This window comes from Bacillus sp. 2D03 (genome assembly GCF_003946765.1).
GTDB lineage: Bacteria > Bacillota > Bacilli > Bacillales > Bacillaceae_G > Bacillus_A > Bacillus_A cereus.
This window is the reverse complement of sequence record NZ_RPSJ01000016.1, coordinates 39,204-52,944: the sequence shown is the minus strand read 5'-3', so window position 1 is coordinate 52,944 and position 13,741 is coordinate 39,204. Positions and strand designations below refer to the sequence as shown.

The window sequence follows — 13,741 nt, the reverse complement described above, 5'->3', positions numbered from 1 at the left end:
TTACAAGATAACGATGAGAAAATCCTGCTGGAAATAATATTTTGTTTCATAAAAAGAACTTACTTCAATTGTAATGAAGTAAGTTCTTTTTTCAAGAATCTCAAATTTGAGATAAAAATTAAAGTAAAACGTATGCCCCAGGTCCGATTAAAGCTACACCAACAGCGACAGCGATTAACATTAAGTTATATTCATATCCGTTTTGGGTTACCCAGTAACCATTTTTTCCGTGAACAGTGAAGATAGCCATTAACATTGTTCCAATGATAAATAATGAACCAACTACAATGAAAATACCTGATGCAAATAAGAAACCACCTAGTAATTCAGTTGCGCCAGCCATAAATGCCATAAATACACCAGGACGTAAACCAATTGACTCCATCCAGCCACCTGTTCCTTTTAAACCGTAACCGCCGAACCAACCAAATAATTTTTGAGCACCATGACCCATGAATGTAATTCCTATAATAAGACGAATAATAAGTAGACCGAAATCCATCATTTTTAAAAACCTCCTAAAAGTTATTAACTTACCTTACGTAAGTAATAATAAAATAGTTACTTACTTTAGTCAAGTGGATTTTGAAAAAAGTTTGAATTAAATTTTACAAATTAACAACAAAAAATAAAATGTAGTAAAGACCTCTAGACAAGTTGGGCAAAAAAAGAGAAAATATAAATAGAAGTTAACTTCTAATTGTTATTCAGACAATCAGAATTGACTGGAATTTTGTGAAGCGCTACAATAAGAGTCTATTAGTAATGACGTAATTTATTTCGAAAGCGTTTTTACAGTATAATATTCGAAGTATGAAGTCTTACATGTATCCCGAGCTTTACTAGGGATTGCCCTATAAACTTTTAGGTAAATTATAAGGAGGACTATCCTATGTTTAAAAAATTATTCGGTCTTGGTTCAAAAACAAATGAAGAAACAATCGTAGCTCCATTAACTGGAGCAGTGAAAAATATTGAAGAAGTACCAGATCCAGTATTTGCTGGTCGTATGATGGGTGACGGTGTTGCAATCGATCCTACTGAAGGTGTAGTTGTATCTCCAGTTGATGGTGAAATCGTACAATTATTCCACACAAAACATGCTATTGGAATTAAAGCGAAAAACGGTACAGAAATTTTAATCCACGTTGGATTAGAAACTGTAAAAATGGAAGGCGAAGGATTCGAAGCTCACGTTTCTGAAGGCCAAGCTGTAAAAGCTGGAGATAAATTAATCTCATTCGACTTAGAATTAATCCGTGAAAAAGCGAAAAGCACAATTACTCCAATTGTTATTACAAACACAGATGCAGCTGAGTCTATTAAGACAACTGTAGGCGTAGCAGCTACAAAAGGTTCAACAGAAGTAATGAAAGTTACAATGAAATAAGTGCAATATAAGAGGAATCCGTTTCGTATGAAATGGATTCCTTATTTTTGTTGCATGTTCAGCATGTATGTTAAAATACTCTAGGCACTTGGAAATAGGGTTTCACATATATGTGGATAAGGCGCATTTTTCTTAGAAAAAATATAAGAGAAATGCGCCTTTTGTATATTCACATTTCTTTTGTATATTCACATTTCTTTTGTTCTATTCTAATGTAAGTTATGATGAATGGTAAGAAATCGAATATAGGGGTGGGTTTGAATGAAACGAGTGTTATTTGTTTGTACTGGCAATACATGTCGTAGTCCAATGGCTGAGGCGTTGCTTCGTCATCACGGAGGAGATAAGTTTGAAGTGCAATCTGCTGGTGTTTTCGCCTATCCTGGGAGCGATGCATCGGTACATGCGAAGGAAGCTTTAGCTGAAAAAGGAATTTTAATTGATCATGCGGCGCAGCAAGTAAATGAAACTTTGCTTGATTGGGCTGATATTGTCGTAACGATGACAGAAAACCATAAGCAAATTGTACTTGGGCATTATCCGAGCGTTGAAAAGAAATTAAATACGTTATATGGATTAACTGAAGGTATAGGCAAGGACATTTCAGATCCATTTGGAGGCTCGCTTTCTATTTATAAAGAAACGTTAGATGAGATGGAAAAACTTGTACAAACTTTACTGAAAAAACATTCAGTAGGTTGATGTTTCGTGTATAATACGATATTGGAGATCACTTCTTCCTATGTGAGGTAGCGAGTGTGAAATGAAGATAATTGATTGAAAATTTGGAGGGGTAAAAATGAAAGTAGTAATAGCATCTGATCACGGCGGTATGAATATCCGCAAAGAACTTGTAAGTTTATTAGAAGAGTTAAATATTGAATATATTGATTTAGGTTGTGAATGTGAAGCTGGTTCTGTTGATTACCCTGACTTTGCGTTTCCAGCAGCTGAAATGGTAGCGAATGGTGAAGTAGATCGTGGTATTTTAGTTTGTGGGACAGGCATTGGTATGTCAATCGCAGCAAACAAAGTAAATGGTATCCGTTGTGCGTTAGTTCATGATACTTTCAGCGCGAAAGCAACGAGAGAGCATAATGACACTAACATGCTAGCGATGGGCGAGCGTGTAATTGGTGCTGGTCTAGCGCGTGATATCGCGAAAATCTGGTTAACAACTGACTATGAAGGTGGTCGTCACGAAAACCGCGTAGGAAAAATTAAAACATACGAAACAAAGTAATAGATTCTAACTATCAGTAGTGTGAAATATAATTTGGTGAACCAACCTGTGAAAGGAAGAGGCGTAATGACAGAAATCGTAAAGGTAAGAGAACAGCTACAAATGTCGCTTTCTGATTTCCAAGAACAAGCTTCATTACAAAGCGGTCAAATTTTTGTAGTGGGTTGTAGCACGAGCGAAGTGCTAGGCGAAAGAATTGGAACATCAGGAACGATGGAAGTAGCAGAGGCGATTTTCTCTGAGTTAAAACAATTTCAAGAGCAAACAGGTATTGAATTAGCGTTTCAATGTTGTGAGCATTTAAACCGTGCTTTAGTAGTTGAGAGAGAAGTAGCGATAAAATATCAATTTGAAATTGTAACAGTTACGCCTGTTAGATCAGCAGGTGGTGCATTGGGGACATACGCGTATCACAATTTGAAAGATCCGGTAGTAGTTGAGTTTATTAAAGCTGATGCAGGAATGGATATTGGTGATACATTTATCGGTATGCATTTAAAGCATGTAGCTGTTCCGGTTCGTACAAGTGTGAAGGCAATTGGAAGTGCGCATGTAACGATGGCCAAAACACGTGGAAAACTAATTGGTGGAGCGCGTGCTGTCTATGCGGCAGTGGAAGAGACTACCACTTGCCGTTAAATATGAGAAATTAGGAAGTCATATAGTAACTGTTTATCATAAGATAAAAGGTATGTTGTCTGACTTTATAATAGAAGAAAGAAAAGACCGATTTTCGGTCTTTTTTTTCTTTTATGATATAGAAAGTCATGTTAGAATGTAGTTGAAAACATGAAGGTTCGAAAGAATTACAACCTGAATTTTCGTTTTTTCTGAATAAATAAGAAAAAACTGTTGGGAATCGATGTAATTCGTTCAGAAAAGGGGGATTTTGGTGGATCATTTAAAACGTCAAGATGAAAAGGTATTTGCTGCAATTGAGGCAGAACTAGGAAGACAGCGTTCAAAGATTGAGTTAATTGCTTCGGAAAACTTCGTAAGTGAAGCAGTAATGGAGGCACAAGGTTCTGTTTTAACGAATAAGTATGCTGAAGGATATCCTGGAAAACGTTACTATGGTGGCTGTGAACACGTAGACGTAGTAGAAGATATCGCACGTGATCGCGTGAAAGAAATTTTCGGCGCAGAGCACGTAAATGTTCAACCACACTCTGGTGCACAAGCGAACATGGCAGTATACTTTACGATTTTAGAGCAAGGCGATACAGTACTTGGTATGAACTTATCTCATGGTGGTCACTTAACACACGGAAGCCCTGTTAACTTCAGTGGAGTACAATATAATTTCGTAGAATATGGCGTGGATGCTGACTCTCACCGTATTAATTACGATGATGTATTAGCAAAAGCGAAAGAACATAAACCAAAATTAATCGTTGCAGGTGCAAGTGCATACCCTCGTGTTATCGATTTCAAGCGATTCCGTGAGATTGCAGATGAAGTGGGCGCTTATTTAATGGTTGATATGGCACATATCGCTGGTTTAGTAGCTGCTGGTTTACACCCAAATCCAGTACCACATGCACATTTCGTTACAACGACAACACATAAAACGTTACGTGGTCCGCGTGGTGGTATGATTTTATGTGAAGAGCAATTTGCAAAACAAATTGATAAATCAATCTTCCCTGGTATTCAAGGTGGTCCACTTATGCACGTAATCGCTGCAAAAGCTGTTGCATTTGGTGAAGCACTTCAAGATGATTTCAAAACATATGCACAAAATATCATTAACAATGCGAACCGCTTAGCTGAAGGTCTTCAAAAAGAAGGACTTACACTTGTTTCTGGCGGAACAGACAATCACTTAATCTTGATTGATGTTCGTAACTTAGAAATCACAGGTAAAGTAGCAGAGCACGTATTAGATGAAGTTGGTATTACAGTGAACAAAAATACAATTCCATTTGAAACAGCAAGCCCATTTGTAACAAGTGGTGTACGTATCGGTACAGCAGCTGTAACATCTCGTGGTTTCGGTTTAGAAGAAATGGATGAAATTGCGTCACTTATTGCTTATACATTAAAAAATCATGAAAATGAAGTTGCATTAGAAGAAGTACGTAAGCGTGTAGAAGCGTTAACTAGCAAATTCACAATGTATCCAAATCTATAATAGATTGAAGAAGACTGCCGAGACTTAATTGTTTTGGCGGTCTTTTTTGTGGACATATATTATTTTTAAAGTATGTATACAAATGATGAATAAATTTTGGCGATATAATGAAGGATACAGCTCCCATAATTGGTAAAGATACTAGATAGATTCATCGTAAAATCATGATTTTGCCAAATTTGCCCTTGAATATTAGTAGCGTTTTCTTTACAATCGTAAATAGTGTAAAAAAGCGTGCAAACGCATGAATATCATCTAAAGGAGAGATTCACATGGGAAAACTGTATGTATTTGATCACCCGTTAATTCAACATAAGATTACATATATTCGCGATAAGAATACAGGTACGAAAGATTTTCGTGAATTAGTGGACGAAGTAGCAAGTTTAATGGCTTTCGAAATTACTCGCGACCTTCCACTTAAGGACATTGAAATTGAAACACCTGTAAGCAAAGCGACAACAAAAGTGATCGCTGGTAAAAAACTTGGTTTAATTCCGATTTTACGTGCAGGTTTAGGAATGGTTGATGGAATTCTGAAATTAATTCCAGCAGCAAAAGTAGGACACGTTGGTTTATACCGTGACCCTAAAACATTGCAACCGGTAGAATACTATGTGAAACTTCCAACGGATGTAGAAGAGCGTGACTTTATCGTACTAGATCCGATGCTAGCAACAGGTGGTTCTGCGGCTGAAGCAATTAACTCTCTGAAAAAGCGCGGTGCGAAACAAATTAAATTAATGTGTATCGTTGCAGCTCCAGAAGGGGTAAAAGTAGTACAAGAAGAACATCCTGATGTTGATATTTATGTAGCAGCATTAGATGAGAAATTAAATGACCACGGATATGTAGTACCAGGTCTTGGTGATGCTGGTGACCGTTTATTCGGAACGAAGTAAGACAACTGACGAGCAGGGGAGATTCCCCAGCTCGTCTTTTTTGTTGTAAGCAAGTAGGGGAGGGGGAGAGGATAAATATACATCGTATATACAACATAAGTTGCATACACCTCACATATAATATAGAAGTCTTACGTCTGAGGAACACTATATTATGGAAGAAAAGCGTTATATCTCGAAAATATAATAGTGACAAACTTGTGAACATTTCCTTCTATTATAAAGAGAAAACTGTTAGAAATTGCATATATGTAACCAGTATTTAGAAGGGGAACGTTTTCATTTTTGGGAGGAAATGCCTAATACTCAAATTTTTAGATTTTTTACGATTTCTCGTTGACACTGTTAATACCCTATTGTATGCTAACAACGGGGATAGATGGTAGGGCTTTCAGTGACAAAATTACATCTATTCCGTGACGAAAATGTAAACTTTTTGTTTTGTATAGGATTTATGCAAAAAAATGAGTTATTATTAACACATCGTGAATGAGGGTTACATATTGGAGGGATGAATCCTTGCAAAAAAACGATCGCAGCCATATAAAAGCTTATGCTTTAATGTCAGGTATTCTTGCTCAATTAGTCGGTTCTATTCTTGTTGGAATCTTTGGTGGGCAGTGGATTGATAATAAGGTTGGAACGTTTCCGTTGTTTCTTATTATAGGGTTATTACTCGGACTAGGAACAGGGGTATACGCAATGATTCGACTCATTCGACATTACTATTCGGGAGAGCAATGATGATAGACGTACATGGACTTGTCCAAAGACAAAAGAAATATATGTACTACTTGCTTGCGCTTCTAGTGCTAGGATGGGGATTTACCTCTTACAAGGATGTATTTCTTGGACTGATTATCGGGACGATTTTCAGTTTTCTTAGTTTGCGCATCATTGCACGTAGAACAGACAAGCTGCTAGATCGCGTAACAAATGGAGAAAACGTGAAGTTCAAGGCAACAGCGGTAAGTACATATTCAAGATTCGCCACGATTGGGTTATTAATTTTATTTGCAGCCAAATATCAAGAGTTAATCGCGATGTGGGGCCTAGGTGTAGGATTGCTGACAGGATACCTTGTCATGATCATAGATTTTCTTTATTTAGAGTATAAGAGCAGGGAAGAGAGGTGAATTACTAGTGGAACACGGTAAATTAGTTGAATTTCTAGGTTTAACGTTCGATTTGTCATCAGTTATGATGGTTACTGTAGCAGCAGTTATTGTTTTCTTAATCGCTGTTATCGGAACTCGCAGCTTAGCTCTTCGCCCAACCGGGATGCAAAACTTCATGGAATGGGTGTTTGACTTCGTGAAAGGGATTATCAATAGTACGATGGACTGGAAAACAGGTGGACGTTTCTTAACGCTTGGCGTTACGCTTATCATGTTTATCATCGTATCGAACTTCCTTGGTTTACCATTCATGTATTCAGCAACTGAAGCTGGCGAACATATTGCATGGTGGAGATCACCAACGTCTGATCCAGCAGTTACATTAACATTAGCCGTGATGGTAGTTACCCTCACCCATTATTATGGAATTAAGATGAAGGGTACGAAAGAGTACGTAAAAGGTTATTTCCAACCTATGAAATTCTTATTCCCATTAAAGGTTATTGAGGAGTTTGCTAACACATTAACGTTAGGTCTTCGTTTATTTGGTAACATTTATGCAGGTGAGATATTATTAGGATTACTTGCTAAGTTGGGCGGAGCATCATTCCTTGGCGCATTAGGTGCACTTGTACCTATGTTAGCGTGGATGGGATTCAGTGTATTCGTTGGTTCAATCCAGGCATTTATTTTCGTAATGTTAACGATGGTTTATATGGCTCATAAAGTAAGCCATGACCATTAATATAATTTAAGTAAGAAAAAATTTATTTTTTTATAATACAAAGGAGGACAAATTAAATGAGTTTAGGTGTAATCGCAGCTGCAATTGCAATTGGTTTATCAGCATTAGGTGCAGGTATTGGTAACGGTCTTATCGTATCACGTACAATCGAAGGTGTTGCTCGTCAACCAGAACTAAAAGGCGCACTTCAAACAATTATGTTCATCGGGGTTGCTTTAGTTGAGGCACTTCCAATCATCGGTGTAGTTATTGCTTTCATCGTAATGAACAAATAAGGGAGACTCCCCTTACATAGATGGCGAAGAGTGTTTTTCCGAACTTTCTTCGCCATTGCTTTATGAATGAAACGTATGTCTTTTTTTTTCATATGATCAATTTAGATATTTTGAAGGGAGTGAATCCTTGTGCCAACTTTATTATTAGGTGCTGCCATTCCATTTGGAACGATTGCTTATACATTGTTCATTTTCTTACTTCTATTAGTAATGCTACGCAAATTTGCGTGGGGTCCTTTAATGGGAATTATGAAAGAACGTGAAGAGCATGTTACTAATGAAATCGACGCTGCAGAAAGAAGTAATGCTGAGGCGAAGAAGTTAGTAGAAGAACAACGTGAAATGTTAAAACAATCACGTGTTGAAGCACAAGAGTTAATCGAAAGAGCGAAAAAGCAAGCTGTAGATCAAAAAGATGTTATTGTTGCTGCTGCGAAAGAAGAAGCAGAATCAATTAAAGCATCTGCTGTACAAGAAATTCAACGCGAAAAAGAGCAAGCAATTGCTGCTTTACAAGAACAAGTTGCTTCTTTATCTGTTCAAATTGCTTCTAAAGTAATTGAAAAAGAATTAAAAGAAGAAGATCAAGTGAAGTTAATTCGCGATTATATTAAAGAAGTAGGAGAAGCGCGATGAGCAATGGGATTGTAGCAAAACGTTATGCTGTCGCTCTTTTTAAAATTGCTAAAGAAAAACACGTATTAGAAATGTTTGAAGAGGAATTACGCCTTGTACAAAACGTTTATGTAAAGAACGGAGAACTACATAGCTTTTTAACGCAACCGAACATTTCAAAGGAACAAAAGAAAACGTTTCTTGCAAACGTATTCGGATCTGTTTCTGAATCTATTTTAAATACGTTATATATTTTAATTGATAACAAACGCATTGATATCTTACCTGAAATTGCAGATGAATATGTTGTTCTTGCTAATGAAGAACGTAACGTAGCGGACGCAACTGTATATTCTACTCGTCTTCTATCAGAAGAAGAGAAGCTTAACATTGCAGAAGCATTTGCGAAGAGAACAGGAAAAGATGCAATTCGCGTGAAAAATGTTGTAGATGAAGATTTACTAGGCGGCATTAAAGTACGTATTGGAAATCGCATTTATGATGGAAGTTTACAAGGAAAATTAGCACGTATTCAGCGTGAATTAATGAAGAATAGATAGGGGTGAAGCACATGAGCATCAGAGCTGAAGAAATTAGCGCACTGATAAAGCAACAAATCGAGAACTATCAGTCTGAAATCGAAGTTAGTGATGTTGGTACAGTTATCCAAGTTGGTGACGGTATCGCGCGTGCTCATGGTCTTGATAACGTTATGGCTGGTGAACTTGTAGAGTTCTCTAACGGCGTTATGGGACTAGCACAAAACTTAGAGGAAAATAACGTAGGTATTATCATTTTAGGACCTTACACAGAAATTCGTGAAGGTGACGAAGTTCGTCGTACTGGTCGCATCATGCAAGTACCGGTAGGAAAAGAACTAATTGGTCGTGTTGTAAACCCATTAGGTCAACCAGTTGATGGTTTAGGCCCAATCAATACAACAAACACTCGTCCAATTGAAAGTCCAGCACCAGGTGTAATGGATCGTAAATCTGTTCATGAGCCACTTCAAACAGGTATTAAAGCGATCGATGCTCTTGTACCAATTGGCCGTGGTCAACGTGAGTTAATCATCGGTGACCGTCAAACTGGTAAAACAGCGGTTGCACTTGATACAATCATTAACCAAAAAGATGAAGATATGATTTGTATCTATGTAGCAATTGGACAAAAAGAATCAACTGTACGTAACGTAGTAGAAACACTACGTAAGCACGGTGCATTAGAGTACACAATCGTTGTAACTGCATCTGCTTCTCAACCAGCTCCATTATTATACCTAGCTCCTTACGCTGGTGTAACAATGGGTGAAGAGTTCATGTACAATGGTAAACACGTATTAGTAGTATATGATGACTTATCAAAACAAGCAGCGGCTTACCGTGAGCTGTCATTACTATTACGTCGTCCTCCAGGTCGTGAAGCTTACCCAGGGGATGTATTCTACTTACATTCTCGCTTATTAGAGCGTGCAGCAAAATTAAGTGATGCAAAAGGCGGCGGTTCTTTAACTGCACTACCTTTCATCGAAACACAAGCAGGGGACGTATCAGCATACATCCCAACAAACGTAATTTCTATTACGGATGGACAAATCTTCTTACAATCTGACCTATTCTTCTCTGGCGTACGTCCAGCGATCGATGCGGGTACTTCTGTATCTCGTGTAGGTGGATCTGCTCAGATTAAAGCAATGAGTAAAGTATCAGGTACACTTCGTCTTGACCTTGCATCTTACCGTGAGTTAGAAGCGTTCGCTCAGTTCGGTTCTGACCTTGATAAAGCAACTCAAGCGAAATTAAACCGTGGTGCTCGTACTGTTGAGGTATTAAAACAAGGATTACACAAACCATTACGTGTAGAGAAACAAGTTATCATTCTTTACGCTTTAACACGTGGATTCCTAGATGATATCCCAGTAGTAGATATCACTCGTTTCGAAGAAGAATTCCATGCTTGGTTAGATTCTAATGCGACTGACTTATTAGAAGAAATCCGCACAACTAAGAAACTTGCGGATGACGACAAATTTGCAGCAGCAATCAATGGATTTAAAAAAGTATTTGTAGCTTCTGAATAATAAAAGCGGAAGCGGCTCGTTCTGAATGTGAGGGGGATGGAGCTTCTGACGAAGAGGCGGTGTTTGCCTCGTAGGAAGAAGTGAAGCCACCGAGCATTCAAGCCGCTGGAGCTAGATAGTATATATAAAAGGCATCTCGGGCTCTGAGATTGCTAAAGGTCATGTAAAGGAAAAGAGTAGGTGCACCTATTCTTTTCCTTCAATCATGAGCAAGAATATCTTGCAACGTAGATTAGGAAGAGGATTCTTACTAATCGTGCCAACTTCCGGAAAAAAGGTGGTGAAAACCTGTGGCATCTTTACGCGATATAAAAGCGAAGATTAACTCGACAAAGAAAACGAGTCAAATTACGAAAGCGATGGAGATGGTATCTGCATCTAAGTTAAACCGTGCAGAGCAAAATGCTAAATCTTTCGTTCCGTATATGGAAAAGATTCAAGAAGTAGTAGCGAGCATTGCGCAAGGAAGCAAAGGGATTAATCATCCAATGCTAAATGCGCGTCCTGTAAAGCGTACAGGATACATCGTTATTACATCTGATCGCGGACTAGCAGGTGGTTATAACAGTAACGTATTACGTACAGTAAGTAACGTAATTCGTGAACGTCATAATATGGATTCAAACCAATATTCTATTATTGTGCTTGGACGACTAGGACGTGATTATTTAAAACGTCGCGGCTTTAACATTATTGATGAAGTAGTTGGATTATCTGACCATCCATCATTTACTGATATTAAAGACCTTGCTTCTCGAGCAATTGCGATGTTCGCAGATGGTGCTTATGATGAGCTGTACATTTACTACAACCATTACGTAAGTAAAATTTCACAAGAGGTAACGGAAAATAAAATTTTACCGCTTACTGATGTGGCGTCTGACAAACCGACGACAGCTTATGAATTCGAACCTTCTGAAGAAGAAATTTTAAAAGTACTATTGCCACAATACGCAGAAAGCTTAGTGTACGGTGCATTACTAGACGGTAAAGCAAGTGAACACGCAGCGCGTATGACAGCAATGAAGAGTGCTACAGACAACGCAATGGAAGTTATCGATTCACTTACACTTTCATTCAACCGTGCGCGTCAGGCAGCGATTACGCAAGAAATTACGGAAATCGTTGGTGGAGCAGCAGCGTTAGAATAGTATTAAAAGGCGGAAGCGGTTCGTTCAGAATGAGAGGGGGATGGAGCTTTTGACGTAGAGGCGATTTGTGCCTCGTAGGAAAAAGCGAAGCCACCGAACATTCTAACCGCTGGAACTAGATTCAATAAAAAGCGGAAGCGGCTCTGTCAAAAGAGTCGCGTAAGCTATAAACCAATAAAAAATTAAAAGCTAGCTGCTCGTAGAAAGTTGGCTAATTAAAAGAAAGCTAGGAGGGAACCCGATGAATAAAGGGCGCGTTACGCAAATCATGGGTCCGGTTGTAGACGTTAAGTTTGATGGCGGAAAGCTACCAGAAATCTACAACGCCCTTACGGTAAAACAAAGCAACGAAAACGGAAGTATTAACTTAACATTTGAAGTTGCACTTCATTTAGGTGATGATACAGTTCGTACAGTTGCAATGTCTTCCACAGATGGACTTGTTCGTGGCACAGAAGTAGAAGATACTGGTAAACCAATCTCTGTACCAGTTGGTGATGTAACACTTGGTCGCGTATTTAACGTATTAGGTGATGCAATTGACTTAGATGGTGAGGTTCCTGCAGATGTACATCGTGATCCAATTCACCGTCAAGCACCTGCATTCGAAGAATTATCTACTAAAGTAGAAATTCTTGAAACTGGTATTAAAGTAGTAGACTTACTTGCTCCTTACATTAAGGGTGGTAAGATCGGCCTATTCGGTGGTGCCGGCGTAGGTAAAACAGTATTAATTCAGGAATTAATTAACAACATCGCACAAGAGCACGGTGGTATCTCTGTATTCGCTGGTGTAGGTGAGCGTACTCGTGAGGGTAATGACTTATACCACGAAATGAGCGATTCTGGCGTAATCAAGAAAACTGCGATGGTATTTGGACAAATGAACGAGCCACCTGGAGCACGTCAACGTGTTGCATTAACAGGTTTAACAATGGCTGAGCATTTCCGTGATGAGCAAGGACAAGACGTACTTCTGTTCATCGATAACATCTTCCGTTTCACGCAAGCGGGTTCTGAAGTATCTGCCCTTCTTGGTCGTATGCCATCTGCGGTAGGTTACCAACCAACACTTGCAACAGAAATGGGTCAATTACAAGAGCGTATTACATCTACAAATAAAGGGTCTATCACGTCTATCCAAGCGGTATATGTACCAGCCGATGACTATACTGACCCAGCACCAGCTACAACGTTCGCTCACTTAGATGCAACAACAAACTTAGAGCGTCGTTTAACGCAAATGGGTATTTACCCAGCCGTAGATCCATTAGCATCTACATCTCGTGCACTTTCTCCAGAAATCGTAGGAGAAGAACATTATGAAGTAGCTCGTCAAGTACAGCAAACTTTACAACGTTATAAAGAACTTCAAGATATCATCGCTATCTTAGGTATGGATGAGTTATCTGAAGAAGATAAGTTAGTTGTACATCGTGCTCGTCGTATTCAATTCTTCTTATCTCAAAACTTCCACGTAGCTGAGCAGTTTACAGGTCAAAAAGGTTCTTACGTACCTGTAAAGAATACAGTTAGTGGTTTCAAAGAAATTCTAGAAGGAAAATATGATGACCTTCCAGAAGATGCATTCCGCTTAGTAGGTGGCATTGAAGAAGTTATTGAAAACGCGAAGAAAATGATGGCGTAAGGCCTTAGGAGGGACGAAGTATGAAGACATTTCCAGTCAGTATTGTAACTCCTGATGGACCGGTTTACGAAAAAGAAGTAGAAATGGTAAGTGTAAAAGCAGAGAGTGGGGAAATGGGGATTTTACCAGGTCACATTCCAACTGTTGCACCATTAAAAATTAGTGCAGTTCGTCTGAAAAATGGTGGACACACTGATTATGTAGCAGTAAGCGGTGGCTTTATCGAAGTTCGTCCAGATAAAGTGACTGTATTATCATCATCTGCTGAAGAAGCAAACCATATCGATATCCATCGTGCAAATGAAGCGAAGCGTCGCGCTGAGCAACGTCTGCAAGATAAACAAGCACATGTTGACTTTAAACGTGCAGAAATGGCATTACAACGTGCTGTGAACCGTTTGAACGTTTCCGATATGAAGTAAAAAAATCCGTAAGGGCTT

18 protein-coding genes are annotated in these 13,741 nt (G+C 38.6%); 17 read left to right on the top strand and 1 reads right to left on the bottom strand.

Annotation, left to right across the window (positions count from 1 at the left end):
* Positions 1-118: 118 nt before the first annotated feature.
* Positions 119-505, bottom strand: a complete 387-nt coding sequence (locus tag EBQ15_RS27175) for a DoxX family protein (protein WP_000968615.1) — start codon at positions 503-505, stop codon at positions 119-121.
* 387 nt (positions 506-892) lie between these two features.
* Here EBQ15_RS27175 and EBQ15_RS27170 point away from each other — a divergent pair, with 387 nt between their 5' ends.
* The 17 genes from EBQ15_RS27170 (at position 893) to atpC (ending at position 13,723) form a co-directional block, all read left to right on the top strand.
* On the top strand, positions 893-1,390 hold the full coding sequence (locus EBQ15_RS27170) for a PTS sugar transporter subunit IIA (RefSeq protein WP_000473665.1): 498 nt from the start codon (positions 893-895) through the stop codon (positions 1,388-1,390).
* Between the two features lie 261 nt (positions 1,391-1,651).
* The gene (locus tag EBQ15_RS27165; protein ID WP_000832369.1) at positions 1,652-2,092 is read left to right on the top strand and encodes a low molecular weight protein arginine phosphatase; all 441 of its coding nucleotides are present in this window, start codon (positions 1,652-1,654) and stop codon (positions 2,090-2,092) included.
* A gap of 97 nt (positions 2,093-2,189) precedes the next feature.
* The gene (gene rpiB, locus EBQ15_RS27160) at positions 2,190-2,633 is read left to right on the top strand and encodes a ribose 5-phosphate isomerase B (protein WP_000869542.1); all 444 of its coding nucleotides are present in this window, start codon (positions 2,190-2,192) and stop codon (positions 2,631-2,633) included.
* A gap of 66 nt (positions 2,634-2,699) precedes the next feature.
* Positions 2,700-3,272 (top strand): TIGR01440 family protein, encoded by a 573-nt coding sequence (locus EBQ15_RS27155; protein WP_000136376.1) that lies wholly within the window; start codon positions 2,700-2,702, stop codon positions 3,270-3,272.
* Positions 3,273-3,525: 253 nt separating this feature from the next.
* Positions 3,526-4,767 (top strand): serine hydroxymethyltransferase, encoded by a 1,242-nt coding sequence (glyA, locus tag EBQ15_RS27150; protein WP_000349809.1) that lies wholly within the window; start codon positions 3,526-3,528, stop codon positions 4,765-4,767.
* Between the two features lie 272 nt (positions 4,768-5,039).
* On the top strand, positions 5,040-5,669 hold the full coding sequence (gene upp, locus EBQ15_RS27145) for a uracil phosphoribosyltransferase (protein WP_000517539.1): 630 nt from the start codon (positions 5,040-5,042) through the stop codon (positions 5,667-5,669).
* Positions 5,670-6,048: 379 nt separating this feature from the next.
* Positions 6,049-6,162: a DUF4024 domain-containing protein gene (locus EBQ15_RS27140; RefSeq protein ID WP_000232962.1), complete on the top strand. Its 114-nt coding sequence runs from the start codon at positions 6,049-6,051 to the stop codon at positions 6,160-6,162.
* A gap of 26 nt (positions 6,163-6,188) precedes the next feature.
* On the top strand, positions 6,189-6,413 hold the full coding sequence (locus EBQ15_RS27135; protein ID WP_001171223.1) for an AtpZ/AtpI family protein: 225 nt from the start codon (positions 6,189-6,191) through the stop codon (positions 6,411-6,413).
* Positions 6,413-6,805, top strand: a complete 393-nt coding sequence (locus EBQ15_RS27130) for an ATP synthase subunit I (protein WP_000567600.1) — start codon at positions 6,413-6,415, stop codon at positions 6,803-6,805. Before EBQ15_RS27135 ends, EBQ15_RS27130 begins: the two co-directional genes overlap by 1 nt.
* 7 nt (positions 6,806-6,812) lie before the next feature.
* A complete protein-coding gene (gene atpB / locus EBQ15_RS27125; protein ID WP_000399870.1) occupies positions 6,813-7,532 on the top strand; it encodes a F0F1 ATP synthase subunit A in 720 nt (239 codons plus the stop codon).
* A 56-nt stretch (positions 7,533-7,588) separates the two neighbouring features.
* A complete protein-coding gene (atpE, locus tag EBQ15_RS27120) occupies positions 7,589-7,807 on the top strand; it encodes a F0F1 ATP synthase subunit C (RefSeq protein WP_000052064.1) in 219 nt (72 codons plus the stop codon).
* A gap of 129 nt (positions 7,808-7,936) precedes the next feature.
* The gene (gene atpF, locus EBQ15_RS27115; protein WP_001142618.1) at positions 7,937-8,443 is read left to right on the top strand and encodes a F0F1 ATP synthase subunit B; all 507 of its coding nucleotides are present in this window, start codon (positions 7,937-7,939) and stop codon (positions 8,441-8,443) included.
* Entirely contained in the window at positions 8,440-8,982 is a 543-nt protein-coding gene (gene atpH / locus EBQ15_RS27110) for a F0F1 ATP synthase subunit delta (protein WP_000064683.1), read from the top strand. Before atpF ends, atpH begins: the two co-directional genes overlap by 4 nt.
* A gap of 11 nt (positions 8,983-8,993) precedes the next feature.
* Positions 8,994-10,502, top strand: coding sequence for a F0F1 ATP synthase subunit alpha (atpA, locus tag EBQ15_RS27105; RefSeq protein WP_000027518.1), 1,509 nt, complete (start codon positions 8,994-8,996; stop codon positions 10,500-10,502).
* Between the two features lie 290 nt (positions 10,503-10,792).
* Positions 10,793-11,653 carry a F0F1 ATP synthase subunit gamma gene (atpG, locus tag EBQ15_RS27100; protein ID WP_000157696.1) on the top strand — a complete coding sequence of 287 codons (861 nt, stop codon included), beginning with the start codon at positions 10,793-10,795 and terminating at the stop codon, positions 11,651-11,653.
* A gap of 241 nt (positions 11,654-11,894) precedes the next feature.
* A complete protein-coding gene (gene atpD / locus EBQ15_RS27095) occupies positions 11,895-13,301 on the top strand; it encodes a F0F1 ATP synthase subunit beta (protein ID WP_001032593.1) in 1,407 nt (468 codons plus the stop codon).
* A 20-nt stretch (positions 13,302-13,321) separates the two neighbouring features.
* Positions 13,322-13,723 (top strand): F0F1 ATP synthase subunit epsilon, encoded by a 402-nt coding sequence (gene atpC / locus EBQ15_RS27090; protein WP_000847211.1) that lies wholly within the window; start codon positions 13,322-13,324, stop codon positions 13,721-13,723.
* Positions 13,724-13,741 lie beyond the last annotated feature (18 nt).